This window comes from Neptunomonas sp. ABH4_499 (genome assembly GCF_056160565.1).
This window is the reverse complement of record NZ_JBSWXK010000004.1, coordinates 255521-282128: the sequence shown is the minus strand read 5'-3', so window position 1 is coordinate 282128 and position 26608 is coordinate 255521. Positions and strand designations below refer to the sequence as shown.

Sequence of the window (26608 nt, the reverse complement as noted above, 5' to 3'; positions counted from 1 at the left end):
CTGCGAAAGCTACTGCGGTGGCTTTATTTTGGCCCGAAAAAGTACCGGTTTTTGGCAGTGTATTTGATCGGGTTATTGGAAAGAAGAGAAAAGAACGCACAGAGCCTGAGTTTGGTCCGTGGGTAAAGGGTGTTTTTCAGGGACGACTCATTAAACCTCATTTAGGTGACGTGTTAGACAAGGCCAGAACTCTTTGGCAAAAAGCCATTGAAGATCTTCCAATGAATGAGAAACACAAGAAAACACTGAAGAACCATTGGGGGGTAATTTGCATGAGGATTTTCGAATTAAATAGATTTTGCAAATGCCACGATTGCTAAACACTGGGTCTGGCAATCGACAATATTTCAAACCATGTGCTTTTCCCATTGTTCCGAACATAGCCTTGGTGAATTCACCGCCAAATCAAACAAGGTGATATTAGGTGGCAAATTCATCCAGAATGGCCTAGCGCGTCATCAGTGCCAGTGGGCCTTTGAAAATCTTTTCATCAGAAGGCACCTTGGGTGCAAGGCTCATTAATTCCTGCTGATTTTATCAAGCTGGCTGTCGGCCATGCCAACGGGTGGAAATACCGGCTGGCTATTGGCATCACAATCCTGCCCGATTACCACATAACCACCACCGAGGTTTTCAAAGTCGTTAGCAAAGGCGCACAAGATGCGAATAATCGCATCGGAGTTCCAACCGGTTTTGTATTCGATGCGTTCGCTTTTAGCGGTATGTTGGCGTAAGAGGTCGATGGGGAGTTTGGTCATGGTCTTTTTACCCCACAAGCCTAGATAGATGAGGATCGTTGTGTAACCAAATACACCACTTAGCGACGGCAGATAACTCTGACTCAGGTTTCGTGAGAGATGCAATGTCACGAGCTATGGACTTGACGCGCTCACGTGCCGAAGCAGATGTACGGACTTCTGATAGCGCTCTTTGGTACTTGTTAATCAGCTTTGAGGTTTCCTGCCAGATCTTCCGACGTTCCTCGGATAGCGCGTGATGTTCAGTAAGCTTCAAGCGTTCTACCGTGCGTTTAACTCTTACGTATTCCCAGCGGGGAATGCCTGGTGCTGGCACGGCTTTTCCTTCCTCATCAAACGCTAGAAGTGTGACATCGTAAGCGTTGGTTGGGTCGAGAAAGTGCTGGTCTTCATCTCCTTCACAGCGGCGCGCAAAAGTCGAAACAGGTGAACCATAACGAAGTGGAAACCACACACCTTTTTTACAATTAGGCACGGTGCCAGCTATGCGAAAATTCATGTAATCAAAAGCTAGCCACCAATAACCGTCGCGCTCTGGGCCTTTAACATTACGAGCAGCCTTTTTGGGGCGGAAATGTTCAACTGTTAGGTGTGAAGCAAGGTCGCGTGCCTCAGTGAACCAGCATTTTCCATTCGACAGTGCCAATAACCAAGGTTTCAGTTTTCCCCAATGATGATCGTTTTTGTCAATGAAGTTATTACGTTCCTTGATGTTTCCCACAGCATCCAATTTAGCAATCTTGTGAACCAACCGTTCTGACTCGGCCAACCACGCACCCCAATCGGCTTGAGTCCAACGAATATGTTCAGGCAAGTCAGCGTCGGTCGGTAATTTGTTTTCAAGGTCGATAAAAATCATTCTTCACCTTACTCGCGTAGAATTTCACTGATGATGTCATCGGCAATACGATCCTGCTCATCTTGTTCTTCTGGTGTTAATACTGGCTTGCGGAATTTTCGGTGTTGCGCCATTTTACGCACGAACAATGCGTAGTCCGGGTCACGGAAGTCGGCGGTCGAAAAACCAAGATCGGCCAGTTCTGAAGAAAGCCGTGATAGCTCGGCATCTTCTTCTGGGGTGCGGAGTGATTTCACGAATAATTCATTGCGGCGGAATAAACGCCGTTCGGTTTCAATATCCAGCGTAGATGAAAGGCCAAACAATTCGCTTTTCAGCAAGCCGGTCACGCCCATACCTTGCGGGTGTTCGTCGGGGGATTCAATGACTGTGTGATTGCCATCATTTCGTAAAATATGTACCTGTTCGCGCTGGAGGCTGCCTAGTAGAATTGGGTCATGTGTTGTTAGCAGTACCTGCGCTTCACCATCTCCTGTTAGCCCCGATCCAATAGACATCGCCTCATTAACATCTTCAAAAAGGCGCAATTTCCAGATGGGATTAAGGTGGGTGTCGGGTTCGTCTAACAAAAATAAGCAATGGTCTTCGCGGGTGATGCGCATTAGGCCCAGCACGGTAAGCATTTGTAGCTCGCCTTCAGAGAGGTTGGTAAAGCTCACTTTGCCGTAATGCTGCTCTTCAGAAGGGACGCGTTTTTTCACGGTAATGCGCACTTCGTCAATCAAATCGCCAATATACGCGCCTTCGGCATAGCGGAAGAAGCTATCGGGGCCACCCACCAGTTCGCCCAGTTGTCTGAGTTTGTTCTTATCGGGCACATACAAATACAACTGCTTTTGCTTTTCGGTACGGCCGCGAAAATCAATTTGTTTGCTGGCTTCTTGCTCGATGGGTGCCCAAGCCACTTGCCAGAGTTTGTCGAGAAATTCGCTGACTACATTGCCGCGGGCGAACCAAAAGCGCGGGTCGCCTTCGATTATTTCGTTTTCATCAAATCTGCCATTACGGCGTTTTTCGCGCAGGCGGTGGGGTTCTTTGAGTACAAACAGCGCCGACTCCAGCGATTCGATATGCAGGTTGTTGAGCACCTTTTTAAATACCGGGTCGTCGGAGAGTAAACAGGCCAGCAACACCAACTGGCTGTGACCGCCCCGGCAATAAAACAGGCGGCGCAAGCGATCGTCACCGGCTTGTTTGAGTTTGGCTTCGCGGCGGCGTTTGGCGTCTTCTATGGCGCGAATATCGGCGTCTGAGGCAGTGAAGTTTTCCAACAGGTCTTCAGATAAAACTTCGTCGGTGGTGATTTCCTGACGTTTGTTAAAGCGGCGCTGGTGTTCCTGAAATAATTGCTCGATGCGCTCATTCCGGCCGGAATAATAGGCAAATATATGTGTTGGTAAAAGCCGTGGGCCGCGACGCTTATCTTGCGGGACTTTTTCCGGCGGGTCATTTTTAATCAGGTACTCCTGGCTGACACGATCCCCGTCTACCCAAACGTAAGGGCGTTTTTGTTTGGCAGTGTCGGCTTGAATACGCACGATATGGCCACGAATCTCGTATTCCAGGGTGTAATCAAAAGCTGCTTCTCGGTCGAGGTCGACATCGCGAAACAGGGTGATCAGTGCTTCGATTAAGTTGGATTTTCCGGTGCCGTTTTGGCCAATCAAAGCATGGCTGCGAATGCGTTTGGCCAGCGCATTGGAGGCATTGGCTGCGGTGGGAACTGGTTCCAGTTCAGTGGCGAAATTCACTTCCAAATTACGCAGGTTGCGAAACTCGGGAATGGCTAAATATCGAAGCTGCATACTTTATCCTTTTAATCCCTGCCGCTTAAATCTCTGCTTTTTCGTGCATCTCGGCGACTTCCGGTTCCAACAACCAGCCGTGGGCCACTTCGGTTTTTAATTGCGCGTAAAAGGCATCAATTTCACCGCCAAAACGCTGCCATAAATCTTTGGCGCTCATTTCGCCGCTATGACGGGCGAGGATGGTGGCCAGCGGGGCCTGGGCTTTGACATCGGGCGGCGTGCCTAAACGCACGGTTGCCACCAGTTCAGTTTGTGGGGCTTTCATAGGTTCCTCGTCTTGTTCGATGGCGATGCCGGTGAGAGAAGCGACTGAGGCAGCCGCGAGCGACGTTGCAACCTTACCCGCATTATTTAATGACTTCTCTAAGTCATCACAAATGGTCATCAACTGCTCTATCCGGTCGACGATACGTTGCTGCTCTGGGATTGGTGGAATTGGCAGTAGAAGCTGCTTCAGCTTTGCTGCCTTGATGCCTTTTGCGGTCATCCCAGTAGAGTTTTTCTCAAGTAGGTTTTGATAGGTTGGCGACATCATGAAGTACATTGCACATTTTGTGTTTAGATCTGCAAACGGTTGAAAATCAATCACACGTTGTGCCAAAGCAAAGCTCGGTTCTTCTTCAATTAGTGCAACATTTCCAAGAGGCGCTTCAGTCGTAAAAAGTAAGTCTCCAATTTTCGGGAACCCGCGAGTCATCCACTCTTTGTATGACTTCTCTGAAATATATTCGACTGGCTCCTTATTTAACCGCCGTGGTCGCACGTTTTTAGCAGTTACTAGAACCACTCCGCTCTCTGTTTTTGGCGGTGTCTTTCCACGGTAGTCTATAAACTGAAATAAATCTTCAAGGGCGACCTTTGCCCAATGGTCTGAGATCTCTAGTTCAAGTTGGTGCACGTCAGTGGCTGACGCTTTCTTCCGCTTCATTTCTCCTGAACTTAACCGATCTTGCTTGCCGCTTTCATTGCGTTCTAAGAAGGAATCAACTGACTCATCGGCAGGTGACTCTTCACTAAGGTAGCCGGAAATGGCAAGGTCCAAAACAGCTGACCTTAGTTCTTCTACATCCTCCGGCGCGGAAAACAGTTGGCCGAAGTTGATTTGCAGGCGTTGCCAGCTGTCTTGCAGTTCGTGCGGGCTTTGGCTGGCGGCGACGGCTTGCAGGGTGGCTTGGCGCAGGTGGTTTTGTAGGGTGCGGCGTTGTTGTTGCTGCGCTTCCAGCTGGTCGCATAAGGCCATTAGCTCATCGACTTTGGCAACAATACGGGATTGCTCTTCCTTGGGCGGAATTGGCGTTGGAATCGGCCGCATTCCGCCCAAGGATATATTAGCGATGTTTGTAGTTTGGCTTGCCGTTACACGCATCCTTGATTGCATGTAAGGACTGCGCAAAACGAGATAGAGATACTCCGGCTCTATGACATGTGGGCGGATTGCAGCAATAAAGCCGCCAAATGTAGCCCTTTCCTTTACTTCTCTTACAAGTGCTACCTTACCAACTAATTCATAGCTGTTTGCCATAGAAATCATGGTGTCGCCGAGCTCTATCCACTGGTCACCCCTTTTTACAAGGTCAGGATTTATAAAAATCAGATCGGACCAATCCACTTCAGCTTGAACATTGCTGGTTCGAAGACATGCGACTACATTATCTGTTCTCAGGGTTTGCTTTTTTGATGCCGGGAACGTGACGCCTCTAACGATTTCACAAATGTTTCCTAGGCGCTCAAAAGCCCAGTTGTCAGGTAACTTAAAAGACAGTTCAGAATCTTCTATTTCAGGTAGAGGCGTTGGGCGACGAAGCTTTCCATCTTGTACAAGTTTTGCGCGAAACTCGACAATCTCTCCAATAAGTGATTCTGCTTTTGAAGATTTCGATTGCTCACCAAGTAGCTCGCCTCGAATAGCCAAATCTAGGATTAATTCCCTCAACCGCGCCACGCCCCCCGGCGCGTTGGCAATATGGCCAAACTCGGCCAAAAACTGTTGTGCGTCCATCAGGCTTCCTCGTCACTAAAGTGATGAGAAAGCGCAGCAGCCAGTTCGCTTTTGAGCTGGTTTTCGGTTTCTTCGATTTCGCCGAGCAGCTTTTTGTATTTAATTAGCAGTTCATCTGGGTCATGGCTTTCTTCTTCAGGCGCGTTGGGGTTTTTTAAATCCAGATTAAAAATCGGCCAGTAGAGGCGATCACCGGCGGCTTGAGCGTCGCGGGCTTTCAGGCGCAAGCCTTCGCTTTCGGTTTTTAAAATTTCGATGTCGTCTTCTATGGGGTGACGCTGGACTTTGTCGCTGACGCCTTTTATGGAATCGCGCAAGTCGCGGATGCGGTTATCCAGTGCGCTAGCCTCGTTATTTAAGCTTTCGGCGTTGGCCCAATGGGGCGCGGCAGCGGCTTCGGCCTGTTCGCGTTTGGCTTTGAAATCTACTTTCCAGGCGAATTCGTTTTCTTCACGGCTGGCAAAGTCGTCGCTTTCGTTACCCCACCATTCCTGCTCGGGTTTGAACTCTTCCAGGCGAATGGGTTTAGTTTTGCTGTAGCTTTTGTAGCCCGCTGGGTAGGGGTGCTCGTAAAACCAGATGGTGTCGGTGTGAAAGTGTTCGCTGCCATCGTCTACCCGTGCGCCTTTGGTAAAAAACAAAAGGTTGGTTTTAATGGAGGTGTAAGGGGCAAACACGCCTTTGGGCAGGCGGATAATGGTGTGCAGCTTGCACTCTTGGAGCAGCAGTTTTTTCAGTGTGCCTTTAATGCCGTCACCAAATAAAAAGCCATCGGGCAATACCACGGCGGCACGGCCGTTTTCTTTTAACAGCTTTTTGATGATCAGCGCCATAAACATATCGGCAGTTTCGCGGGTTTTTAGATTTGCTGGGTAGTCGCTGCCGACACCGTCGTCTTCGTATCCGCCAAAGGGTGGATTTGTGATTATGCAATCTACTTTCTGGTTAGCACTCCATTCGTTCCAGCCAATGCCCAGGGTATTTTTGTGTTCGATTTGGCTGGGTACATCAATACCGTGCAGCAGCATATTGGTGGTGCACAGCAGATGCGGCAGTTGTTTTTTCTCGATGCCGCGAATTAGTTCTTCGATAGCGCGTTTGTCTTCTGGGCGCGGCGACTTCATCGTGGAAAGTTGGATACGAAAATGATCGATGGCGGCAGTTAAGAAGCCGCCGGTACCACAGGCTGGGTCCATCACGGTTTCGCGTTTATCTAAACGTGGGTTGACGCGGTCGGCCATAAAAGCGGTGATGGCGCGCGGGGTGTAAAACTCCCCAGCGTTACCGGCACCGCGCAGGTCGTTAAGCAGTTGCTCGTAGACATCGCCAATATTGGCGCGCGTTTTAAAGTCGTGAAAGTTAATGGCTTCTTCCAGCTTTTCGATTACCGCCAGCAACTGAGTACCGGATTTCATGTAGTTATTGGCGTCTTCAAAGACACCGCGAATCACTTTGTGGAGGGCAACCTCGGTTGCATTGTCCTTCTCAGCATTGAGTGCTGGTATTTCCAGCTCTTTTAAGGCTGGGAATAGCTGATTGTTCACAAAAGCTATGATGTCGCTGGCGGCTTTTTGCGGGGCTTTTTTGCCGTCAGCAGCGGGAACATAAGCTGCCCAGTTGCGCCAGCGGTATTTTTCAGGCAGTGGCGATTGGTAGCTTGCGTTGTCGTCTTCCCATTCTTCTTCACGCTGGTCGTACACTTTTAAAAACAGCATCCAAGTGAGCTGGCCCAAGCGCTGAGCGTCACCATCCACGCCGTCGTCTTTGCGCATGATGTCTTGGATGGATTTAATGGTACTACTGAGGTTCATGGGACTTCCTATTTATGTATTCTGTTAAGCACTTTTATCGTCGTATAGCGCTTGTTCGAGTTCGTGTATGGCTTGGCTGTATTGCTCAAGACCACCAAAAAAGCCACGACGGATTTGAGTTCTACTGCCAAATTGATCAAAGGGAGGCAACTCCAGCGCTTTGGCGTCCTTTATATCTTGCACACCGTGGTCTGCAGATTTTTCTAGTAGTGCTTCTAGTACGGCATGGGCCAGTCCTTTCCATTGCTGGTATAGCGGCCAAAGGTCAGCAAACGATGGAAGCTCGCAAGGGATATTTCATGCTCAACAGGCTGGGTAAGGCTGGTGCGGTCATGCAGTAAAAAACCATTACCGTTACTACTGATGGTAAACGGGGCATTTAGCATCTCGGCGTAGGCCAATGCCTGTTGCATGCCATGGCCTACGGAAAACGAGGCTTGCTTGGCTTCGACAATCGCAATGGGCACATTGGGCTTGGCATACCGCACATAATCCGCGCCGCCTTTGGCTCCGGGATTTTTGACTCGCGCAGCCGTCTTGCCGCGCACCATGACGTGGCCAGCCGTAAGGTTTCCTTCCTCTCGAAACTGATTCTGCTGCCAACCTGCCTGCAAAATAGTCGGGGTTATGTATTTGGTGCAGATGTCGCGCTCGCTGAGCTGGTGTTTATTCATTAGTGCTCATCCGTTCATCCAGCAAGGATAGACGAAACTTTCAAATTCGACCGGTTGTGTAATGCTGGTAGGCATTTGTCTTTGTAACAACGACGTATATTTTTAGATTCAATAGAAGATTAAGAGTATTTAAGATCGTGAGAAGTCTATCCAATCTCAACTTAATTAACCACGCCAAATTCATAACAAGAATGATGTAGGTTTCAGAGGATTACTAAACAATTTAACGCTACTTTTAGATTTCCCGAAAGTAGCTGATTGTGTCCATTTCCTTGTGAGGAATACCAATGATATCGATGGTTTTACTACTGAATAGATAGAACACCATGTGCTGGCCCTCGGGGAAGCTGTAGTAGCCTTCGCAGATATCTGTCCGGTGTTTTCCCAGTTGTGGATTCTCCGAAAGCCACTTAAAACGGGCTTCAAAGCTTTTCAAATACAAGTTTCGCTGTGCTTTGCCCCAAGTGCGTTCGGTATAGCGGCCAATGTTCATTAGATCATCACGGGCGCGCGGGGTAACTCGGATTGTTCGGGTACGTGGCATCAGGATTCGGCATCTAGGTCGTTAATGAGCGAATCCACAGAGAAGTCATCGACAAACTCACCTTGTCGAGCTTGCTTGGCGCCTTCTGCTAAATGTGCGCGAAGGGCTTCTAGCTTGCTTTTACGCTCTTCCATTGCACGTAGTGCATCGCGTACCACTTCACTGGCGGAGCCGTAGCGACCGCTGGAAATTTCATTTTTGATAAATGTCTCCCAGTGCTCACCTAGGCTTAGGCTGGTTGTGGCCATAATTCACCTCTAATATTCATATTTAATAATAATGAATATTAGGGTGGGAAGATGGGGATAGCAATAAACTTCCCGTTAGTTTTAGACGCAGGATATCCGAATAACGCTGAAATATTTTCTGAAGCGAAGGGTGAAAAAGTGTCAAACAGACATAAAAAAAGCAGCTATAAGCTGCTTCTTTAAGATTTGGTGGAGGTGGCGGGTGAGTGATTAATTCACCTAAGTCATTGACTCCAAACCATTTCCGGTTGCTTTGCTATTCGATTAGTTACACAAGATTATCACCTGACTCGATAAATGTCTTTCCTCTTCAGAATTTTCCCTCTGGCGACTAAACCCATGAGGGCTGAGTTTAATTGAATGTCTTCAGGCAGCTTGAAAGTACCCCTTAAGTGAATAGGGGTAATTACCTCAAGTGCGTTCCCGCAGACTCGCAGGCTTAGCATGAACTCTTCGATACCTTCACCTACGATAAATTTTATTAGTCGGTCATCATGTTGCATTGTTTTAACTCCAGTTTGTTAGTCTGACGCGCACGGTTGCAGCGTCTGTAGCAACACTATGAGATTCAGGAGGGAAAACTAGCGTTTTGATTGTTGGAGAGCCTAAGATATTTGGCGGTCTCGGCTTTTTCATGGCAAAAATCTGTGACCGTATTCGTATAGCAGCGTCAGGCTGAGTGTCCCCCATAGCCCCGTCAGTTCTTCTTGCGCTGAGCCTTGCGCCATTCCCAAGGAGGGACGGCCTGATACTCCGATGTCGACCAAAGGCCGCGCTGGTGGCTTCGTGCTGCGTCCTGTGCGGTGTAGTAGTCAGTACCATCATAGTAGGTGTCGTAGACCCATGCCGCTCCGTCTCGACCATGAGTCGGTTCACGTCCTTGCCGTCTAGCCAGACCGCACAGATTAGGCGCTAGACTTACTCACAGATGTCATTTAGTTGCTCTCTGTCGTAAGGCATGACGTCTATTCTGTAATGAGTGTCTGATTTATGAGCAATGAAAAAATCGACATGTCTCGGTAGCACTTTGTTTATGTCACACAGAGTCTCGATCTTTAGTTTACTTCCAAAAACTATCCGCTTTAAGGCCTCTTCAGGATAGGTAAATGTGTTGGTCACTGCACCTTTATCTACTTTTCCATCCTTAAAAGGAGGGGCCATTATGAGTCTGTACTCTTGCTCATAAAGCCAGTCATCAGACTTGTTTAGAAGTAAGGGTTCAAAGAGTTCCTCGTTGTATACTTCTGGCTTTGTCAGTCGCGCGACATTGATAGTTTCGAGCGTAGACTCACTCCTATAGGTTACTTTTTCGCTGGCGTGATTAGGGTGGGTGCTAGGTTCAGGTTGAAACGCTGCTTCGAGAATATCCTTATCAAAACCAAGTGCAAACCCCTCTAACGCGTTCGTATAGTGACCCCACATCATCGCGTTATTGATCGGCTTCTTTGGACTAGTGATCTCAGTTGTTCTGGAAAATGAGCATGTGCGTATATAGGGAATGATTTCGGTTTTTAGGTATTGTGTTTGAACGTTAAGTAATAACTGCTCAAATTTATCTGTTGCGAGCAACTTTTCCATTTGTGCTTCGGTCGTGGTTTTGGTTGAGCTCAAAATCACCTGTTTCCAGAGGCTTCTTTGCTCATCGTTCTCAATCTTGCTGCTGATGGACACCATGAATTCTTGGCAATCATTGAGCGACTCGGGGTTAGAGAACCAAAGAGTTCTACTTGCTAATGCGCTGATTTCACGATTTGCTTTACCGTTAGCTAATGACCTGAAGCGGTAGATTAGGTTCTCATCCATGACGCTTACTCTTTCATAAGGGGCAGTTAACAGCCCTCGTTAATTAGGGGTAACCCCAGTGTAGTGTCTTTTGCCAATATGACACTCAAAGTTATCGCTAATGATGGCTGAGTTTTAGGTAGGCGACCCATCAGCCTACACTTAGGTGGGTACATTCCGCATATGCAGCATTCCGTGTTCATCAGACTTGATTTCGTCGTGGGTACACTGTAGTGTGGTCGACGTCTAAACCCTGATGAGTACAAATCATGACCGCACACGTTGCCTACATTCGAGTATCTTCCGTTGATCAGCACACAGCACGACAGCTTGTCGACGCTGGCATTACGTTTGATAAGACATTCACTGACCACGCAAGCGGTGGGTCGACTAAGCGCCCAGCATTGGAGCAACTGAAGAGCTACGTGCGTGAAGGCGACATAATCCACGTTCATTCGATTGATCGTCTAGCGCGTAACTTGGCTGACCTTCGAGCCTTGATCACTGAATGGAGGGAGCAGGGGGTCAGCGTTCGGTTTCACAAGGAAGGTCTGATGTTTAAAGCAGGTGAGTCGTCATCACCGATGGATGATCTACTCCTATCGATGCTGGGGGCTGTGGCAGAGTTTGAGCGTGCGAGCATACGTGAACGCCAAGCTGAAGGCATTGCGATAGCCAAGGCAAAGGGGAAGTTCAAAGGAGGCAAGAAGCTCATCGACGACAACGTACGAGCTGAGTTGCTTGAATCGCTGGCTGGTGGTCTGTCGATGCGTAAGGCGGCGGCACAGTATGGGGTTAGTCTTAGCTCCGTGCAGCGCATCAAGGCTGAGGCTTCACAGAAGGGCGTATGAGCTTCTTTCTTAATGGGTTTGTGGATTGGGTGGGTTGGATTTAGAGTGGCTGAGAGATGCTTGCAGAGGGCTTTTGGTCGAGTGGTGTTCTCCGCGACAAATGACTCAAATCGGGCGTGATTTAGCTAGTGATTCGATAATCGACAAAAGGCCAGTTTATGCAGCCTACACCACGTGGTCTATCGTTTCCCACACCATAGGGGCGATAGGATAAACTATAAGTAAGACTATAAGTAAGACTATAAGTAAGACTATAAGTAAGACTATGGGTCAGACTCTCAGTACTTAGTGTTAAGTAAATTATGATAATCCTTTCAAGATAGGTGCTCACCGAATTAGCCTACGTTCCCGCCCATTCATTCCCCACGCCTGTAGAACTAACACTACAGGAGATGATTGATGATCGTTATACATACAGACGGTGCTTGCCGTGGTAACCAATTTGAGTTTAACCAAGGTGGTTGGGGTTGTGTCTTCCGTGACATGGAAAGCGGCAAGGTCATGCACAAGTGGGGTCATGAGCCGAACTCAACGACTAATATTCGTATGGAGTTGGTAGCGGCCATAGAAGCGCTTAAGGCTGTTCGTCACCGTGAGTCGACTGTTGTTGAGCTATACAGTGACAGTGAGCAGTTAGTCAAAGGTATGACTGAATGGCTCAGTGGTTGGAAGGCTAACAGCTGGCGTAACTCCTCGCGTAAGCCAGTGAAGAACGCAGACCTCTGGCGGACGTTGGATGAGCTAAGTCAGCATCATACAGTGCGCTGGTTTCACGTACGTGGTCACAATGGCGATGTTGGCAATGAGATGGCCGATAAGCTGGCAAATGATGGGGCGAGCGGTAAGCGTGGCTCGAAGCTCCTAAAATCCACCAGCGAATAAACAGTGTAGACGTCAGGCTCCTTCAAGGGTCTGGCGTTACTTTGTTATTGCTGGTTAATTATTGATCAGTGTGTGCCTGCCTGTTGTTTTCAGTCAGCTGTCCCAAATGTCAACGGTGGGGAAACGGGACACCTTGAGTCAGGCTAAGTGTCCATCGTCATAGGCTTACTGTCCCAAAACGGCACGGTGCCGAAATGGGACACTTGAGGTCAGACCTTTGGTCGTCATGTCATCCTTACGTGTATCGTTGGCGGTTGCGTGATGACCAAATGCCATAAAGCTGGCTAGCCTACAGAGAGGCGAAAACGTCAGGTTCCCTTGGTGGGTCTGACGCTTTGTGTCTGGTCTGTTAGTGAGCTTTGAAAGGAACGACCTCGCTTAGCGCATCATTCCAGCACATCTGTTCGATGACGGTCTTTAAGGTCTTCACATCCTGAACGCTTCCATAGGTGCCGTGGGTCGCTGACTCATCCGTATGACCCATGATCGACTTAATGCTGTAGTCCTCTGTGCGGTAAGAACGCAGCTTGTCGGCCAGTGTGTGGCGGAACGAGTGGAACACTTTGCGTTTGTCGGTAATACCGAGGGTTTGTTTGTATCGACCAAACCACTTTGATGTGTCGTGGCTGTATCTCTCAGAGCGCTTCTTCATGGCAGGGAATAGCATGGTCTCACCGCTTTCCTTACGTGCATTGATGTACTCCGCAAAGCCCAGTTCCATCAGCTTAGAGTGAACAGGGAGCATCCTCTTTGAGGCTTCGTTCTTGAGCTGCTGACCTTCACCGTCATCAGTTATGTTGAAGCAGAGTATCCCGTCGCTCTCTGTTAGGTCGGATAAATATAATTGGCACAGTTCCTCAATGCGTGCGCCTGTGAACAGACCGAGCAGTGGGAGCCAGTAGTAGTGATCATGGAGGTGTCGGTTCTTGGTGTAAATGTCCGTTGTGAATATGGTCTTCAGTTCTGATTCTGTGAAGGGGAGTCGTTCATCCTTTTTGCGCTTTTTGGACTTAACGTTCATGCCGCGCATCGGATTGGTATCCATGTAGCCGTTTGCCTCCGCCCAGTTAAAGAAGGCGGCTATCTTCACGAATCGGTTCTCAACGGTTTTCATGCTGATGGTCTGGTACTCAACTTCACCTGCGTAAATCGACTCAATCGGAAGGTCTTTCAGTACGGGGGATTTGGTGCGGTTAAGGGGGTAGTTCATTAGTTTCTCCTTGAAGTTCCGAGCCACTTCTTTGTCGATGTCCGTTAGATTCATGTCTCCCATAGTTTCGATGAAGACGCTAACGGCGAACTTGTTCTCATTGATCGAGCGCTGACGGTTCCAAGCTTCGGACTTGGTTTTCTCATTTACGTATTTCTCAAACGCTTCGCTGACCTTCACCGACGAAGTGCGTTTGCTAGTGGTCGGTCTGATCACTTCTTCTGGGTGCAACTCATCAGGCAATGGAGTGTCTTTCGTGTGCTTCGAGTGAAGAAGTTCGAGAGCGTTGATAGTTTGCTTAAGTACTTGTTGGCAAAGGTACTTGAAGTCGCTTTCAGAGTGATTGTCAGGCTCGCTGAGAAGTGATTGAGCCGTACGCTTGGCTTTGCCTAGGGCGTTGCTGGCGTAGCTCTCACGGGCTTCTGTGAGGTGGTCGGATATGACCTCTTCAAAGGTGTGACACTTGTCAGGGCTAGGCTCGCTTAAGTCGTGATCGACAAGGGTTGAGAACCAGTCGTTTGCCCATGCTTTTGCGATGCGGGTTAGTTCTTGGCGGGATTCGTTCATGATGTATCTGACCTCCTGTAAGTGGCGCTTAAGCCGTAGTGTGATAAACGTACTTATGGCGTGGGCTGTCAGTCGATCAGACGTGCGAAGGCTGAACCTTAGTTGGTCGCGTGTGTGAGGAATACGGAAGTTGTACCAGTACGTGTTATTGCGTCGGATGCAGTAGGATGCTGAGCCGGACATGTGTTACACCTTTTAGTGACACATCCGAAAGATGGGCTCCAAACGCACGAAAGCCCCGTGGTTAGGGGCTTCCGAAAGATTTGGTGGAGGTGGCGGGTTTCGAACCCGCGTCCGCTAGTCCGCCGCCAAAGGCTCTACATGTTTAGGTTTCTCTATTGTATTAACCCGTCACGACCCGAGAACCAGGGTGTTATGGGCGAGCCTTTTTAGTTTTAACCGTTCAGCTTAAGGCGAAGCTTCCGGGCGATCCTGTCTCATATGACACCGCGAACCTCCAAGTTACAGGCACCTGAGAGTGCGGCGTAGCTGGCTTATGCAGCTAGTGCGTAGTTATCGTCGTTAGCAACTATAACTGTGTAGTAATGGATTTACGTGATTCACTACACTCACGACATGCACCCAAGGTTTTGTAACCAGCGTCGAAGCCAAGTCACCCCCAGGAGGTGGAGCATTATGCGGTAAGACCTTGAAAAATGAAAGGGGTTCCGCGGATTGCATCCTTAATGCGCGGCCATGATCCGTTGTTTTTGACGGTCCCAGTCGCGGTTTTTCTCGGTTTCACGCTTGTCGTGTAGCTTTTTACCTTTCGCTAACGCGACTTCGCATTTTACACGCCCCTCTTTCCAGTAAAGGCCAAGGGCAACCGATGTGTAACCTTTTGCTTCAACAGCACCTACAAAGTAGTCGATCTGCTTTTTGTGCATCAGCAGTTTTCGATCACGACGCGGGTCTGTCACATAGTGTGTGCAGGCTTGGGTTAACGGGGTGATGTTAGCCCCCACCAACCAAGCTTCGCCGTTTTTGAACACCACGTAAGAGTCAATCAATTGACCGCGGCCTTCGCGAAGGCTTTTAACTTCCCAACCGGCAAGCGCAAGCCCTGCCTCTAACTTGTCCTCGATTTGGTATTCAAACCGAGCACGTTTGTTTTGACAGATGGTGTTGCCAGATTGTTTTGATTTCTTTTGTTTAGCCATAAGTTTGATTATATCGGTGAGCGCACCGTTCAGGAAGAGCCGCTCTGTGATTTTGTCTGGGTTAAGCCAAACCGCTTTAGTGTATGTATATGGGCGAATATGAGCGTTTTAAAGTTGTCATCTTCGCGAAATATGTGAACAATGCGCGGTTTACTCAATTAAGTGCATTCTAGGCAGTAAAGAAAAGAGACCACTATGGAAGAAAAGTTATCGATTCACGGTTCATGGACGAATCGATGGGTATTCATTTTGGCGGCAACAGGGTCGGCTGTTGGCTTAGGTAATATCTGGAAATTCCCTTACATCACTGGCGAAAACGGCGGTGGTGCGTTTGTCCTGATGTACTTGGTGTGCATCTTGTTAGTGGGTATTCCGATTATGATGGCCGAGGTGTTAATTGGTCGTCGCGGGCGCTTAAGCCCGATCAACTCCATGAAGGCCACCGCAAAAGAGTCGATGCGCAGCTCCAAATGGGCCGCTGTTGGCTGGCTAGGGGCGATTGCCGGCTTTTTGATCTTTTCCTTTTATTCCGTTGTGGCTGGTTGGGTGCTGTATTATATCGGGCAAATGGCAGATGGCACCTTTGTTGATGCCGGTAAACAAGTGGTTGGCGAAACCTTTGATGGTTTATTAGCCGACCCGCAAACCCAAACCATCTGGCACAGTGTATTTGTGGTGTTAGTCATGTTTGTACTGGTCGGCGGCGTAAATAAAGGTTTAGAGCGCGCTTCGCGCATCTTGATGCCAGCGCTCTTTTTACTGCTACTGTTATTGCTTGGTTACGCATTAACGACCGATGGCTTTGAGCAAGGCTTTGATTTTCTGTTTCACTTCTCGCCAGAACAGCTGACTTGGGAAGCACTGTTGGTCGCGATGGGGCACTCCTTCTTTACCTTATCTCTGGGTATTGGCGCGATGATCGCTTACGGCGCTTACATGCCTAAGCGTGCTTCCATTGGCGGTACCGTTATGATCATCGCTGTGCTTGATACGGTTGTTGCCTTGGTAGCAGGCTTGGGTATCTTCCCGATTGTGTTTGCGAACCAGTTGGATGCTGGTGCAGGCCCTGGTCTTATCTTTGTCACCTTACCTGTGGCGTTTGGCCAGATGGCGGGTGGCCAGATCTTAGGCTTTCTATTCTTTGTCTTGATCGGTTTGGCGGCCTGGACTTCGGCCATTTCATTGATGGAGCCTGCGGTTGCCTTTGCGGTCGAGAAGTTTAAAACCTCCCGTCTTAAGGCGTGCCTTGTATTGGGCTTTGCAGGATGGGCGTTGGGCTTACTGAGTTTAGGCTCGTTCAATGTGCTGTCCGAATACAAGCTGTTCGGTATGGGCATGTTTGATTTTCTGGACTTTATTACTGCGAACATCATGCTTCCGTTGGGCGGGTTGTTGGTCGCTGTGTACGTCGGTTGGTTTTTGAAACGCAAGGCGGTTGAAAACGAATTGGCGATTCAAAACAGCCTTTGGTTTAACACCTGGTATGTGATCATCCGTTTTGTGGCACCAGTAGCGGTTGCGGTAATTTTTGTACTGAACCTGTACAATAAGCTCAACGGCTAAACCGATCTGACAAAGCGAAGAGGTCTATGACGCATATCAATCGCAGTGCTTTGGTGCTACACACTCAGGAACAAATGTTTAACATCGTAAATGATGTAAGAGCCTACCCTGAGTTTCTGCCTTGGTGTTCATCCACCCAGATTATCCACGAGGATGAGCACCAGCTAGAGGCCACATTGCACTTGTCAAAAGCCGGCCTTAAATACAGCTTTACGACCCGCAACCAGCTGCACCCTCACGACCGTATGGAGATTCAGTTGGTTGAAGGCCCCTTTTCCAAATTAGTGGGCGTTTGGACCTTTGAAGCCTTAAGCGAAGAGGCGTGTAAAGTCAGCCTGGACCTTCAGTTTGAGTTTGCGAATAAATTGGCGGGTATGGCGATGGGTAAGGTGTTTAATCAAGTCGCTACAACCATGGTAGATGTGTTTGTTCAGCGTGCAGATGCTTTGTACGGTTAAGGTGGAATGACAGTGAGTGATGATGTGATCAGCGTTGAAGTCGCGTATGCGTTGCCAACTCAGCAAAGAATCATGGCGTTAAAGGTTCCTGTGGGCACCAATATTTATGATGCTGTTATTCAATCGGGCATTACGAATGTCTTTCCTCAGATCAATCCGGACTCCGACCCCATGGGTATTTTTGGTAAAGGTGTTCGTGACCCAAAAAGCACCGAGCTAAAAGAGGGAGATCGCGTGGAGATCTACCGACCTTTGATTGCCGACCCTAAGGAGGCACGTGCACGTCGCGCTGAAAAAATGAAAGCGCAAAAAGCCGCTGAAGAGAAAGTCGATACAGAAGCGGCCAAAGATCAGGCAAATACGCCCGATTGATTGTGGACAACTCACATACTCAAAAGCCGACATCGTGTCGGCTTTTTTGTGCAAGGCTGTTTTTACGCTGGATAAGATCAGTGGCGCGTCGAGGTCAGCATTTCACGGGCATGATCAATCGAGCGTTGAGTGATATCAATGCCGCCAAGCATTCGTGCCACTTCCTGAACACGGGCTTCTTTATTCAGCTCATTGATCTGAGTATGGGTGGTAATGGCGTCGGCCTTTTTACTCACAAACAGATGTTGATGCCCTTGTGAGGCCACCTGTGGTTGGTGGGTCACACACAGAATTTGCGCGCGCTCGCCCAACATTCTAAGCATGCGGCCAACCACTTCTGCTATGGCGCCGCCGATGCCTACGTCCACCTCATCAAAGATCAGGGTGGGTGTTGTGCTGCTTTGTGCGGTGATCACTTGGATCGCCAAACTGATGCGTGATAGCTCACCACCAGACGCAATTTTTGCCAGAGGGCGTGCAGGTTGCCCTTTGTTGGTGGCGATCAAAAACTCCACTTCTTCTAAGCCGAAAGGCTGCGGTTTATCGCACGCCAGTAAGCTTGCTTGGAACGTCGCGGAGCTCATACCCAATTGATGCAGCTGTTCATCGACTAGGCCGTTCAGTTGGTTGGCGGCTTCTGCCCTTAATTGGGACAGTGCGTTGGCTTTCTCTAGATACGCATCTTTCAGTTTGGCGACTTGTTGAGTCAGTTCTTCGATGGCTTCATCGGAGTGGTTAATCTGATCAAGCTCAGCTTGTAAGTTCTCGTGGAAGGCCGGTATCTCTTCCGGGTTGATGCGATGCTTTCGGGCGACATCAAAAATGGCGGACAGGCGGGCATCGACCTCGTGTAGGCGCTCTGGGTTAAGCTCGGTCCGATCCAGATAATGACGAAGCTCTTGAGAGGCTTCTTGAATTTGGATCTGTGCGGTTGTGATCATCTCGCTGGCTTGGGTGAGCGAAGGGGAAATATCACCCAGTTGAGCTAAGGTGTTCAGAGCTTGGTTTAACAGTTGGTTGCAGTTCTCTTCATCGCCTTCGGACAAAATATGCAGTGCTGTATGACCTTGACGAAGGATCTCTTCTGATTGGCTCAATTCGCGCTGCTCACGCTCTAACTCGTCGATCTCACCATCCATCAGGGCGAGTTGGTCGAGTTCTTCGACTTGATAGGTCAATAGTTGAAGTTTAGCGTGTTGCTCTTCACTGATGTTGGTCAGCTCGGTGAGTCGTTTCTGTTCGCTGTGCCACTCTTTATAGAGCGCCTTTACTTGATCCACATGGGGTTGAGCTTGTGCAAATTGATCCAGCAGAGCGCGATGATGATCACGCTTTAAGAGTCGTTGGTGCTCATGCTGACCGTGAATGGCAAGCAGGTATTCGCCCAATTGCTTCAAAGAGCTAATCGGACAGGCTTGGCCATTGATGTAGCTGCGCGAGCGCCCCTCTTTGGTGATCACGCGGCGGATGATACATTCGTGCTCATGATCAAGGTCGTGCTCGGCCAACCATTCTTTGGCATCGGCTAGATTGTGCAAATCAAAGGTGGCGATGATCTCGGCTCGCTTTGCGCCATAGCGCACGGCGCCAGCCTCTGCGCGGTCGCCCAGTGCGAGACCCAGTGCATCCAGCATGATCGATTTACCTGCACCGGTTTCGCCGCTAATAACGGTCATACCGCGTTTCAGGTCTAAATCCAGTGTTTCTACGATGGCGTAATTCCGAATGGTCAGTTGCGTAAGCATATTCGAACTCGATACCTGTTAATTTGTACAGTATTTATAGTGTATTTTTATCCAGTGTGCAATTAGTGATCAATCGAAAATTAAAAAAATCATAAAAGGGGTTGAAAGGGGGTAGAAAGCCCCCATAAATCGCAGCAGTTAAGTTTTAGAATGATCCTAATCGGAGACTCTCATGGCTGAAGAGCAAACCAAACCGAACGAATCTCAGGTTGAGACCCCAGAAACAGAAGCTCAGGAGCAGGCAACCCAAGCGGATGCGGCCACTGAGCAGCCTGAGGCCGATGTGGCTCAGTTGCAGCAAGCACTTGCCGCAGCACAAGAGGAAGCAGCAACCGCGAAAGATCAAGCATTACGCGCGGTTGCAGATGCTCAGAACGCACGTCGCCGTGCCGAGCAAGATGTCGAAAAAGCACATAAGTTTGGTTCAGAAAAACTGATCAACGAAATGCTGCCGATCATCGACAGTCTGGAGCGTGCGCTGGAAGCGTGCCAATCCGAAGACGAGGGCGTTAAGGCACTTCGCGAAGGTGTCGAAATGACCTACAACATGTTTGTTCAAGGTCTGGCTAAGTTCAATGTTGAGCAGGTAAACCCGAAAGGGGAAGCCTTCAACCCAGAGCTGCACCAAGCAATGACCATGGTGCCGTCACCGGATCAAGAACCAAACACCGTTTTAGATGTAATGCAGAAAGGTTACACCCTGCATGGTCGTTTGATTCGCCCAGCCATGGTGGTGGTTGTTCAAGGTTAAAAAATCCTTTTTTCTCCCTTGAAATCGCATGGTTAACCACCATAAAGAAGTCATCAAAGAATTAACGAATTAAATCCTGCTTATTGATCAGCAGGTCAGAACAACCGGAGTATACAGATATGAGTAAAATCATCGGTATCGACCTAGGAACCACCAACTCTTGTGTTGCGGTTCTGGATGGTGAAAAAACACGTGTAATCGAAAACGCTGAAGGCGATCGTACCACCCCGTCCATCATTGCATTTACAGACGGTGAAACACTGGTTGGTCAGCCTGCTAAGCGTCAAGCGGTTACTAACCCGCACAACACTTTGTTTGCGATCAAGCGTTTGATCGGTCGTCGTTTCAAAGATGACGTTGTACAAAAAGACATCAGCATGGTGCCTTACAAAATCATCGAAGCGGACAACGGTGACGCTTGGGTTGATGTAAATGACAAGAAAATGGCGCCTCCTCAGGTGTCGGCTGAAGTCTTGAAAAAGATGAAGAAAACCGCTGAAGATTACCTGGGTGAGCCAGTGACTGGCGCGGTCATCACAGTGCCTGCGTACTTTAACGATGCGCAGCGTCAAGCAACAAAAGACGCCGGTAAAATTGCAGGTCTGGACGTAAAACGTATCATCAACGAGCCGACGGCGGCGGCGTTGGCGTACGGCATGGATCAATCCAAAGGCGATAAAACCATCGCGGTTTACGACTTGGGTGGCGGTACGTTCGATATCTCGATCATCGAAATCGCGGACGTTGACGGCGAGCACCAGTTTGAAGTGTTGGCAACCAACGGTGACACCTTCTTGGGTGGTGAAGACTTCGACATGCGCCTGATCGAGTACTTGGCGGCTGAGTTCAAGAAAGAGTCTGGTATCGATCTGCACAATGACCCACTGGCATTGCAGCGTCTGAAAGAAGCCGCTGAAAAAGCCAAAGTTGAGCTGTCATCTGCACAACAAACCGATGTGAACCTGCCTTACATCACGGCTGATTCAACCGGTCCTAAGCACTTAAACGTTAAAGTGACACGTGCGAAGCTGGAATCTTTGGTAGAAGAGTTGGTAACTAACTCGATTAACCCATGCCGTCAAGCGTTGCAAGACGCTGGTTTGTCTGCATCAGATATCGATGAAGTGATTCTGGTCGGTGGTCAGACACGTATGCCACTGGTTCAGCAAGTTGTTACTGACTTCTTTGGTAAAGAGCCACGTAAAGACGTAAACCCAGATGAAGCGGTTGCGATCGGTGCGGCGATTCAAGGTGCGGTACTGTCGGGCGACGTGAAAGACGTTCTGTTGCTGGACGTAACGCCTCTGACGCTGGGTATCGAAACGATGGGTGGTGTTGCGACTCCATTAATCGAGAAGAACACAACGATTCCAACTAAAAAGTCTCAGATCTTCTCTACAGCGGATGATAACCAGAATGCGGTAACCATCCACGTTGTACAGGGTGAACGTAAGCAAGCGGCGCAAAACAAATCTCTGGGTCGTTTTGACCTGGCTGATATCCCACCGGCGCCACGCGGTGTGCCTCAGATCGAAGTAACGTTCGACTTGGATGCTAACGGTATCCTGAACGTATCGGCTAAGGACAAAGCGACCGGTAAAGAGCAGTCCATCGTGATCAAGGCCTCTTCAGGCCTAAGCGATGAAGAGATCGAGCAAATGGTACGTGACGCGGAAGCAAACGCTGAAGCGGATAAGCAGTTCGAAGAGCTGACTCAAGCGCGTAACCAAGGCGATGCGATGGTTCACTCGGCTAAGAAAACGCTGAAAGAAGCGGGCGACAAAGCGACGGAAGAAGAGAAAACCTCTATCGAAGCGGCAATCTCTGCTCTGGAAGAAGCTTTGAAAGGCAGCGACAAAGCGGACATCGAAAGCAAAACAGAAGCGCTGACAGAAGCGATCTCTGGTTTGGCTCAGAAGATGTACGCGGAAGCGGCTCAAGAAGGCCAAGCGCAGCCAGAGGCTGAACAAGCCGACGATAACAACGCTAAAGACGACGTTGTCGACGCTGAGTTCGAAGAAGTAAAAGATGACAAGAAGTAAGCTAACCGCTTGCCCTAATCATCTCTAAGTGTGGCAACGCGGGCTCTGGCCCGCGTTGTCGTGTCCGGCTCCCGGCGGGAGCTAACCGCTGAAGCAGATCAGAACCGGATATGTCTAAGAAAGATTTTTACGAAGTTTTAGGCGTTGATCGCAACGCCAGCGATCAGGAAATTAAAAAAGCGTTTCGTCGCCAAGCGATGAAGTTTCACCCTGACCGCAACCCGGACGATAAAGAAGCCGAAGACAAGTTCAAAGAGGTTAACGAAGCCTACGAAGTCTTGTCGGATGCCCAGAAAAAAGCCGCTTATGACCAATACGGTCACGCAGGCGTAGACCCGAACATGGGTGGCGGCGGTGGCGGTTTCCACCAAGGTGGATTCTCGGACATCTTTGGCGATGTGTTTGGTGATATTTTTGGTGGCGGTGGAGGCGGCGGTCGTCGCAGCTCTGTGCAGCGCGGTTCAGACCTTCGTTACACGATGGATCTGTCACTGGAAGACGCTGTCCGTGGCATCGAGAAAACCATCAAAGTCCCAACACTGGCTGAGTGTGAAACCTGTGATGGGTCTGGCGCGAAGCCTGGAAGTAGCTCGAAAACCTGTGGAACCTGTGGCGGTATGGGTCAAGTGCGTATGCAGCAAGGGTTTTTCTCGGTTCAGCAAACCTGCCCGACGTGTCATGGCGAAGGCCAGATCATCAGTGATCCATGCAACAGCTGTCATGGCCAAGGCCGTGTGAAGAAGACCAAAACCTTGTCGGTTAAGATTCCGGCGGGTGTGGATACGGGCGATCGTATTCGTCTGTCAGGCGAAGGTGAAGCCGGTGTGCATGGCGGTCCTGCTGGTGACTTGTATGTTCAGGTCAATGTGTTGGATCACCCGATCTTCGAGCGCGATGGTCGTCATCTGTACTGTGAAGTGCCGATCAGTTTTGTGGATGTTGCATTAGGTGGCGAGCTTGAAGTGCCAACCTTAGATGGTCGTGTAAAACTCAAGGTGCCAGCTGAGACGCAAACAGGTAAACTGTTCCGCTTACGTGGTAAAGGTGTTGCCCCTGTACGCGGTGGTGCGGCCGGCGATTTGATGGTGCGCGTGGTGGTAGAAACCCCAGTAAACCTCAATGCTCGCCAAAAAGAACTCCTGAAAGAGTTCCAGCAAACCACGGAAGATGGCAACAGTAAGCACAGCCCGAAGAAGCACTCTTTCTTTGATTCTGTGAAAAAGTTTTTTGAAGATTGATATATCGTCAATAGATCCTAAATGGGCCGCTTAGCGGCCCGTTTTGTCTGGTGAACCCCAATGTCTGATCTGACCGTTACACCCGCTGAGTTATGGCTGGGAATCCAAAAAGAAGCGCAAGCCGAAGTGGCCAAAGAGCCTTTTTTAGCCAGCTTTTATCACTCCAGCATCATTAACCACAACGACTTACAGTCGGCACTTTCGTTCATTTTGGCCAGTAAGCTGGCCGATGAGGTGGTGTCCCCCATTTTGCTGCGCGAGCTTCTAGAGCAAGCGATGCAGTCCGACAGCAACATCATAGCGGCGACCTGTATGGACATCTTAGCGGTGCGCACGCGTGACCCTGCTGTGGATAAGTACTCAACGGTACTGCTTTACCTTAAGGGCTTTCAAGCGCTGCAGAGTCACCGCGTTGCTCACTGGATGTGGGAGCAGGGCCGTACATCGATGGCGCTGTACATTCAAAGCCGGGTAAGTTCGGTGTTTCAGGTCGATATACATCCGGCCGCGACGATTGGTCATGGTGTGATGTTTGACCATGCTACCGGTATCGTTGTGGGTGAGACATGCGTCATCGAAAACGATGTGTCGATTCTGCAATCGGTCACCTTAGGTGGTACCGGTAACGAAAGCGGCGATCGTCACCCGAAAATTCGAGAAGGCGTCTTGATTGGCGCGGGCGCGAAAATCTTTGGCAACATCGAGGTGGGTAAAGGCTCAAAAGTCGGTGGTGGCAGTGTGGTGCTGGAAAACGTACCCCCGTGCAAAACCGTAGTGGGTGTACCGGCACGCGTCGTGGGCTCGTCCGGTTGTGATAAGCCTGCATTGAATATGAATCATCGTCTTGAGCTGGATAAGCTCGAAGAACAGCATAACTGAGGTCTAGCATGAGTGTAAGAGTGGCCGTGATCGGCGCAGCCGGTCGAATGGGTAAAACCTTAATTGAAGCCGTCCATCAAGCCGAAGGCCTGTCGCTAACCGCGGCCATCGTACTGCCTGATAGCTCCTTGATCGGTGCTGATGCCGGTGAGCTGGCGGGTGTTGGCCGATTAAACGTAGCCTTGGTGGGCACATTGGCAGACGCCAAAGACGATTTTGATGTGTTAATCGATTTCACAAGTCCTGAAACCACGCTTGAAAACATGGCGTTTTGTGTCGAGCATGGCAAAAAGATGGTGATTGGCACAACAGGATTAAACGACGAGCAAAAAGCCCGTTTGCAAGCAGGTGGCGAGAAAACCGCGATCATGTTTGCATCGAACATGAGCGTTGGGGTTAACCTCTGCTTTAAAGTGCTGGAGATGGTGGCAAAAACCCTAGGTGATGAATACGACATCGAGATCATCGAAGCGCATCACCGCCATAAAGTCGATTCGCCCTCCGGTACAGCGCTTCGCATGGGTGAGGTAGTGGCCGATGCGTTGGGTCGCGACCTTAAAGAATGTGCAGTCTATGGTCGTGAGGGCCAAACCGGAGCGCGTACTCAAAAAGAGATCGGCTTTGAAACCATCCGCGCGGGTGACGTAGTGGGCGATCACACGGTGTTGTTTGCCACCGAAGGTGAGCGCATCGAGATTACGCACAAAGCCAGCAGCCGCATGACGTTTGCCAAAGGTGCTGCACGTGCTTGTGTGTGGCTTGAAGATAAGTCGACAGGCTTCTTCGATATGCAAGATGTGCTAAATCTGCGCTAATTTGCATTAAAAAGTATGGAAAAAGGCCGCTTTATAGCGGCTTTTTTTGTTTTTGTAAGAATGCTGATCTTGATCGATCAATTTTCGTCCAGTGAGGTCTATACTGCACCCAAATTTCTGACTTTTGATTCAAATTGATCATGGAGCATGACGCGATGTCAGCCGATAAATTCCCGATTTTAAATGAGATGGGCATTGCAGACCCATACGATATCGAACGCTACACCTCTCGTATTGAAGGTGACCACGATGTGGTAAAAATCTACTTCCATCGCCATCAAGGTGACTGGGTTGCGAAAAGCAAAAAATTTAAGTTTAAGCGTGTGCACAAAACACTGCGCGTTAACGAAGGTCGCGTACCCTACATCGAGACGACGGAGTCTTCGCCGTATTTTCTAAAAGCGGTTGATGAGCTGGATAAAGTAGCCGCCGAAGAGCGTAACGCGCAAAGCAAGAAAGAGCGTTTACTCGAAGAGATTGATCACCTCGAGAAAGTCGTTTCTCGTAAAATTGAAGATTTGCGCCGCCAAATCGACGCACTCTGATCAGATCGGGCGCACGCCCGTGACCAGAATCACCTCGCAGGCACCTTGGCCGGTATCGGTGCGACTCGTCGATGAGCGCCAATAGTAACCGTCAGGGTGTCTGACCTGCACCAAATAGCCGCTGATCTGTACAAAGTCATCTTTATCCACACCCGATAACTCGGATTTTATTTGAGTATTCGCCGGTATCATGTGCATATTGGCCGAATGATGGTTGATGTTATCCGCCGTTGTAATCATCTTGGGCGTTCGCCAGTGATACCAGCGATTGCTTTGTCGGATGGTTAACGTATCGAGCAAGTTGTCTTTCGTCATGGGCCCCCAGCCAAGGGCAAAATCCCAGGGGGCAAGGTCGGCCTCGCGATCCAATCGATAGGACTCGGTCCCCAAGACGCGTGCTGCGATATTAAATTCGGCCAAAGGTTTTAAGGTGTATTCGCCCAATGTAAAGGGCGTCTCTTTTGATAGATTTACCTGAATTGGATCATCTTGAGCACTCATGGAAGCCCAGCTAACCGCAGGAATGACGCTGGTGTGCGTGATGGGGGTGTCTCGCCCCAGCCAGTAAAAAATCCCGATGATGATCGCAAACGAGATCACGACTTTTTTCATAAACAATCCTTTTCAGCGCGTGTCTATTAGGTCATTATCGCAGTTGCACAATGGATTTGTAGTTAGCTGTTCCAGATCAACATTGTTCAGATAATTATACGGTACTGTATGTATAAATTAGCATTTTTTGTCCCTGATTCTCACGTCGAAGCGGTGAAAATCGCGCTTTTCAAAGCCGGTGCCGGCAAGGTCGGTAACTACGATCATTGCGCGTGGCAAACCAAGGGGCAAGGACAGTTTAGACCGATAGAGGGCAGTCAGCCTTTTATTGGCCAATTCGGTGATATTGAGCGCGTTCCAGAGTGGAAAGTCGAGATGGTCTGCGAAGACGATCGTATCCACGATGTAATCCGCGTCCTTAAAAAAGCACATCCCTACGAGGAAGTCGCCTATGAAGTGTGGCCTATGACCGACTTATAACAGGTATGTGCCGGA

The 26608-nt window shown here is 49.3% G+C and carries 26 protein-coding genes, 1 other RNA gene and 1 pseudogene; 13 read left to right on the top strand and 15 right to left on the bottom strand.

Translation table 11 applies throughout. The features are described 5' to 3' along the window. The coding region (locus ACXAF9_RS06230; RefSeq protein ID WP_475071754.1) for a hypothetical protein at nucleotides 1-320 on the top strand (320 nt) is incomplete at its 5' end. A gap of 198 nt (nucleotides 321-518) precedes the next feature. Here ACXAF9_RS06230 and ACXAF9_RS06225 read toward each other — a convergent pair. The 10 genes and pseudogenes from ACXAF9_RS06225 to ACXAF9_RS06180 form a co-directional block, all read right to left on the bottom strand. After that, complete coding sequence (locus tag ACXAF9_RS06225) at nucleotides 519-758, bottom strand: AlbA family DNA-binding domain-containing protein (RefSeq protein WP_475071750.1); 240 nt, start codon at nucleotides 756-758, stop codon at nucleotides 519-521. Between the two features lie 7 nt (nucleotides 759-765). Further along, nucleotides 766-1617 carry a hypothetical protein gene (locus ACXAF9_RS06220; RefSeq protein WP_475071746.1) on the bottom strand — a complete coding sequence of 284 codons (852 nt, stop codon included), beginning with the start codon at nucleotides 1615-1617 and terminating at the stop codon, nucleotides 766-768. An 8-nt stretch (nucleotides 1618-1625) separates the two neighbouring features. Next, complete coding sequence (locus tag ACXAF9_RS06215) at nucleotides 1626-3422, bottom strand: AAA family ATPase (protein ID WP_475071742.1); 1797 nt, start codon at nucleotides 3420-3422, stop codon at nucleotides 1626-1628. 25 nt (nucleotides 3423-3447) lie between these two features. Next, nucleotides 3448-5424 (bottom strand): restriction endonuclease subunit S, encoded by a 1977-nt coding sequence (locus ACXAF9_RS06210; protein WP_475071739.1) that lies wholly within the window; start codon nucleotides 5422-5424, stop codon nucleotides 3448-3450. Next, nucleotides 5424-7235: a class I SAM-dependent DNA methyltransferase gene (locus ACXAF9_RS06205; protein ID WP_475071735.1), complete on the bottom strand. Its 1812-nt coding sequence runs from the start codon at nucleotides 7233-7235 to the stop codon at nucleotides 5424-5426. Before ACXAF9_RS06205 ends, ACXAF9_RS06210 begins: the two co-directional genes overlap by 1 nt. Before the next feature lie 24 nt (nucleotides 7236-7259). Next, the gene (locus ACXAF9_RS06200) at nucleotides 7260-7418 is read right to left on the bottom strand and encodes a type I restriction-modification enzyme R subunit C-terminal domain-containing protein (protein ID WP_475071768.1); all 159 of its coding nucleotides are present in this window, start codon (nucleotides 7416-7418) and stop codon (nucleotides 7260-7262) included. A gap of 15 nt (nucleotides 7419-7433) precedes the next feature. Continuing rightward, a pseudogene (locus ACXAF9_RS06195) lies at nucleotides 7434-7909 on the bottom strand (type I restriction enzyme HsdR N-terminal domain-containing protein); the annotation flags it as partial. A gap of 235 nt (nucleotides 7910-8144) precedes the next feature. Next, nucleotides 8145-8453: a type II toxin-antitoxin system RelE/ParE family toxin gene (locus ACXAF9_RS06190; RefSeq protein ID WP_475071733.1), complete on the bottom strand. Its 309-nt coding sequence runs from the start codon at nucleotides 8451-8453 to the stop codon at nucleotides 8145-8147. Further along, nucleotides 8453-8701, bottom strand: a complete 249-nt coding sequence (locus tag ACXAF9_RS06185; RefSeq protein ID WP_475071731.1) for a type II toxin-antitoxin system ParD family antitoxin — start codon at nucleotides 8699-8701, stop codon at nucleotides 8453-8455. The genes ACXAF9_RS06190 and ACXAF9_RS06185 overlap by 1 nt, the downstream gene beginning before the upstream one ends. A gap of 918 nt (nucleotides 8702-9619) precedes the next feature. Beyond that, complete coding sequence (locus ACXAF9_RS06180; protein ID WP_475071728.1) at nucleotides 9620-10504, bottom strand: DUF2971 domain-containing protein; 885 nt, start codon at nucleotides 10502-10504, stop codon at nucleotides 9620-9622. Between the two features lie 248 nt (nucleotides 10505-10752). Here ACXAF9_RS06180 and ACXAF9_RS06175 point away from each other — a divergent pair, with 248 nt between their 5' ends. Further along, nucleotides 10753-11334, top strand: a complete 582-nt coding sequence (locus ACXAF9_RS06175; protein WP_475071726.1) for a recombinase family protein — start codon at nucleotides 10753-10755, stop codon at nucleotides 11332-11334. A 399-nt stretch (nucleotides 11335-11733) separates the two neighbouring features. Then, a complete protein-coding gene (locus tag ACXAF9_RS06170) occupies nucleotides 11734-12216 on the top strand; it encodes a ribonuclease H family protein (protein WP_475071723.1) in 483 nt (160 codons plus the stop codon). Nucleotides 12217-12565: 349 nt separating this feature from the next. On the opposite strand, the gene ACXAF9_RS06165 is transcribed toward ACXAF9_RS06170, so the two are convergent. From ACXAF9_RS06165 to smpB, 3 genes are all read right to left on the bottom strand, one after another. Continuing rightward, the gene (locus ACXAF9_RS06165; RefSeq protein WP_475071721.1) at nucleotides 12566-13993 is read right to left on the bottom strand and encodes a site-specific integrase; all 1428 of its coding nucleotides are present in this window, start codon (nucleotides 13991-13993) and stop codon (nucleotides 12566-12568) included. A gap of 264 nt (nucleotides 13994-14257) precedes the next feature. Next, nucleotides 14258-14614: a transfer-messenger RNA gene (ssrA, locus tag ACXAF9_RS06160) on the bottom strand. Between the two features lie 62 nt (nucleotides 14615-14676). Continuing rightward, nucleotides 14677-15153: an SsrA-binding protein SmpB gene (gene smpB / locus ACXAF9_RS06155; RefSeq protein ID WP_475071719.1), complete on the bottom strand. Its 477-nt coding sequence runs from the start codon at nucleotides 15151-15153 to the stop codon at nucleotides 14677-14679. A 195-nt stretch (nucleotides 15154-15348) separates the two neighbouring features. On the opposite strand from smpB, the gene ACXAF9_RS06150 reads away from it, so the two are divergent. From ACXAF9_RS06150 to ACXAF9_RS06140, 3 genes are read left to right on the top strand one after another with little or no spacing between them, the layout of a single operon-like run. Continuing rightward, nucleotides 15349-16716, top strand: coding sequence for a sodium-dependent transporter (locus ACXAF9_RS06150; protein WP_475071717.1), 1368 nt, complete (start codon nucleotides 15349-15351; stop codon nucleotides 16714-16716). A gap of 26 nt (nucleotides 16717-16742) precedes the next feature. Then, on the top strand, nucleotides 16743-17174 hold the full coding sequence (locus tag ACXAF9_RS06145; protein ID WP_475071714.1) for a type II toxin-antitoxin system RatA family toxin: 432 nt from the start codon (nucleotides 16743-16745) through the stop codon (nucleotides 17172-17174). A 6-nt stretch (nucleotides 17175-17180) separates the two neighbouring features. Beyond that, nucleotides 17181-17546 (top strand): RnfH family protein, encoded by a 366-nt coding sequence (locus ACXAF9_RS06140; RefSeq protein ID WP_475071710.1) that lies wholly within the window; start codon nucleotides 17181-17183, stop codon nucleotides 17544-17546. A gap of 77 nt (nucleotides 17547-17623) precedes the next feature. Here ACXAF9_RS06140 and recN read toward each other — a convergent pair whose 3' ends face one another. Then, nucleotides 17624-19291: a DNA repair protein RecN gene (recN, locus tag ACXAF9_RS06135; protein WP_475071708.1), complete on the bottom strand. Its 1668-nt coding sequence runs from the start codon at nucleotides 19289-19291 to the stop codon at nucleotides 17624-17626. Between the two features lie 172 nt (nucleotides 19292-19463). On the opposite strand from recN, the gene grpE reads away from it, so the two are divergent. The 6 genes from grpE to ACXAF9_RS06105 all read left to right on the top strand — a co-directional run bounded on the left by grpE (nucleotide 19464) and on the right by ACXAF9_RS06105 (nucleotide 25561). Further along, nucleotides 19464-20042, top strand: coding sequence for a nucleotide exchange factor GrpE (gene grpE, locus ACXAF9_RS06130; protein ID WP_475071706.1), 579 nt, complete (start codon nucleotides 19464-19466; stop codon nucleotides 20040-20042). 119 nt (nucleotides 20043-20161) lie between these two features. Beyond that, nucleotides 20162-22084, top strand: coding sequence for a molecular chaperone DnaK (gene dnaK, locus ACXAF9_RS06125; protein WP_475071704.1), 1923 nt, complete (start codon nucleotides 20162-20164; stop codon nucleotides 22082-22084). A gap of 110 nt (nucleotides 22085-22194) precedes the next feature. Next, the gene (gene dnaJ / locus ACXAF9_RS06120; RefSeq protein WP_475071702.1) at nucleotides 22195-23322 is read left to right on the top strand and encodes a molecular chaperone DnaJ; all 1128 of its coding nucleotides are present in this window, start codon (nucleotides 22195-22197) and stop codon (nucleotides 23320-23322) included. Between the two features lie 60 nt (nucleotides 23323-23382). Then, entirely contained in the window at nucleotides 23383-24201 is an 819-nt protein-coding gene (cysE, locus tag ACXAF9_RS06115) for a serine O-acetyltransferase (RefSeq protein WP_475071700.1), read from the top strand. Nucleotides 24202-24209: 8 nt separating this feature from the next. Then, entirely contained in the window at nucleotides 24210-25016 is an 807-nt protein-coding gene (dapB, locus tag ACXAF9_RS06110; RefSeq protein WP_475071698.1) for a 4-hydroxy-tetrahydrodipicolinate reductase, read from the top strand. Nucleotides 25017-25171: 155 nt separating this feature from the next. Beyond that, nucleotides 25172-25561, top strand: a complete 390-nt coding sequence (locus ACXAF9_RS06105) for a DUF3461 family protein (RefSeq protein ID WP_475071696.1) — start codon at nucleotides 25172-25174, stop codon at nucleotides 25559-25561. On the opposite strand, the gene ACXAF9_RS06100 is transcribed toward ACXAF9_RS06105, so the two are convergent. After that, nucleotides 25562-26173: a hypothetical protein gene (locus ACXAF9_RS06100; RefSeq protein ID WP_475071695.1), complete on the bottom strand. Its 612-nt coding sequence runs from the start codon at nucleotides 26171-26173 to the stop codon at nucleotides 25562-25564. It abuts the gene before it with no gap. Nucleotides 26174-26281: 108 nt separating this feature from the next. Here ACXAF9_RS06100 and ACXAF9_RS06095 point away from each other — a divergent pair, with 108 nt between their 5' ends. Then, a complete protein-coding gene (locus ACXAF9_RS06095) occupies nucleotides 26282-26593 on the top strand; it encodes an NGG1p interacting factor NIF3 (RefSeq protein ID WP_475071694.1) in 312 nt (103 codons plus the stop codon). Nucleotides 26594-26608: the final 15 nt, after the last annotated feature.

What these genes read in the sequence shown, in the direction of transcription:
- ACXAF9_RS06225 (WP_475071750.1), bottom strand. Translation starts at nt 758, where the DNA reads ATGACCAAACTCCCCATCGACCTCTTACGCCAACATACCGCTAAAAGC.
- ACXAF9_RS06220 (WP_475071746.1), bottom strand. Translation starts at nt 1,617, where the DNA reads ATGATTTTTATCGACCTTGAAAACAAATTACCGACCGACGCTGACTTG.
- ACXAF9_RS06215 (WP_475071742.1), bottom strand. Translation starts at nt 3,422, where the DNA reads ATGCAGCTTCGATATTTAGCCATTCCCGAGTTTCGCAACCTGCGTAAT.
- ACXAF9_RS06210 (WP_475071739.1), bottom strand. Translation starts at nt 5,424, where the DNA reads ATGGACGCACAACAGTTTTTGGCCGAGTTTGGCCATATTGCCAACGCG.
- ACXAF9_RS06205 (WP_475071735.1), bottom strand. Translation starts at nt 7,235, where the DNA reads ATGAACCTCAGTAGTACCATTAAATCCATCCAAGACATCATGCGCAAA.
- ACXAF9_RS06190 (WP_475071733.1), bottom strand. Translation starts at nt 8,453, where the DNA reads ATGCCACGTACCCGAACAATCCGAGTTACCCCGCGCGCCCGTGATGAT.
- ACXAF9_RS06185 (WP_475071731.1), bottom strand. Translation starts at nt 8,701, where the DNA reads ATGGCCACAACCAGCCTAAGCCTAGGTGAGCACTGGGAGACATTTATC.
- ACXAF9_RS06180 (WP_475071728.1), bottom strand. Translation starts at nt 10,504, where the DNA reads ATGGATGAGAACCTAATCTACCGCTTCAGGTCATTAGCTAACGGTAAA.
- ACXAF9_RS06175 (WP_475071726.1), top strand. Translation starts at nt 10,753, where the DNA reads ATGACCGCACACGTTGCCTACATTCGAGTATCTTCCGTTGATCAGCAC.
- ACXAF9_RS06170 (WP_475071723.1), top strand. Translation starts at nt 11,734, where the DNA reads ATGATCGTTATACATACAGACGGTGCTTGCCGTGGTAACCAATTTGAG.
- ACXAF9_RS06165 (WP_475071721.1), bottom strand. Translation starts at nt 13,993, where the DNA reads ATGAACGAATCCCGCCAAGAACTAACCCGCATCGCAAAAGCATGGGCA.
- smpB (WP_475071719.1), bottom strand. Translation starts at nt 15,153, where the DNA reads ATGGCTAAACAAAAGAAATCAAAACAATCTGGCAACACCATCTGTCAA.
- ACXAF9_RS06150 (WP_475071717.1), top strand. Translation starts at nt 15,349, where the DNA reads ATGGAAGAAAAGTTATCGATTCACGGTTCATGGACGAATCGATGGGTA.
- ACXAF9_RS06145 (WP_475071714.1), top strand. Translation starts at nt 16,743, where the DNA reads ATGACGCATATCAATCGCAGTGCTTTGGTGCTACACACTCAGGAACAA.
- ACXAF9_RS06140 (WP_475071710.1), top strand. Translation starts at nt 17,181, where the DNA reads ATGACAGTGAGTGATGATGTGATCAGCGTTGAAGTCGCGTATGCGTTG.
- recN (WP_475071708.1), bottom strand. Translation starts at nt 19,291, where the DNA reads ATGCTTACGCAACTGACCATTCGGAATTACGCCATCGTAGAAACACTG.
- grpE (WP_475071706.1), top strand. Translation starts at nt 19,464, where the DNA reads ATGGCTGAAGAGCAAACCAAACCGAACGAATCTCAGGTTGAGACCCCA.
- dnaK (WP_475071704.1), top strand. Translation starts at nt 20,162, where the DNA reads ATGAGTAAAATCATCGGTATCGACCTAGGAACCACCAACTCTTGTGTT.
- dnaJ (WP_475071702.1), top strand. Translation starts at nt 22,195, where the DNA reads ATGTCTAAGAAAGATTTTTACGAAGTTTTAGGCGTTGATCGCAACGCC.
- cysE (WP_475071700.1), top strand. Translation starts at nt 23,383, where the DNA reads ATGTCTGATCTGACCGTTACACCCGCTGAGTTATGGCTGGGAATCCAA.
- dapB (WP_475071698.1), top strand. Translation starts at nt 24,210, where the DNA reads ATGAGTGTAAGAGTGGCCGTGATCGGCGCAGCCGGTCGAATGGGTAAA.
- ACXAF9_RS06105 (WP_475071696.1), top strand. Translation starts at nt 25,172, where the DNA reads ATGTCAGCCGATAAATTCCCGATTTTAAATGAGATGGGCATTGCAGAC.
- ACXAF9_RS06100 (WP_475071695.1), bottom strand. Translation starts at nt 26,173, where the DNA reads ATGAAAAAAGTCGTGATCTCGTTTGCGATCATCATCGGGATTTTTTAC.
- ACXAF9_RS06095 (WP_475071694.1), top strand. Translation starts at nt 26,282, where the DNA reads ATGTATAAATTAGCATTTTTTGTCCCTGATTCTCACGTCGAAGCGGTG.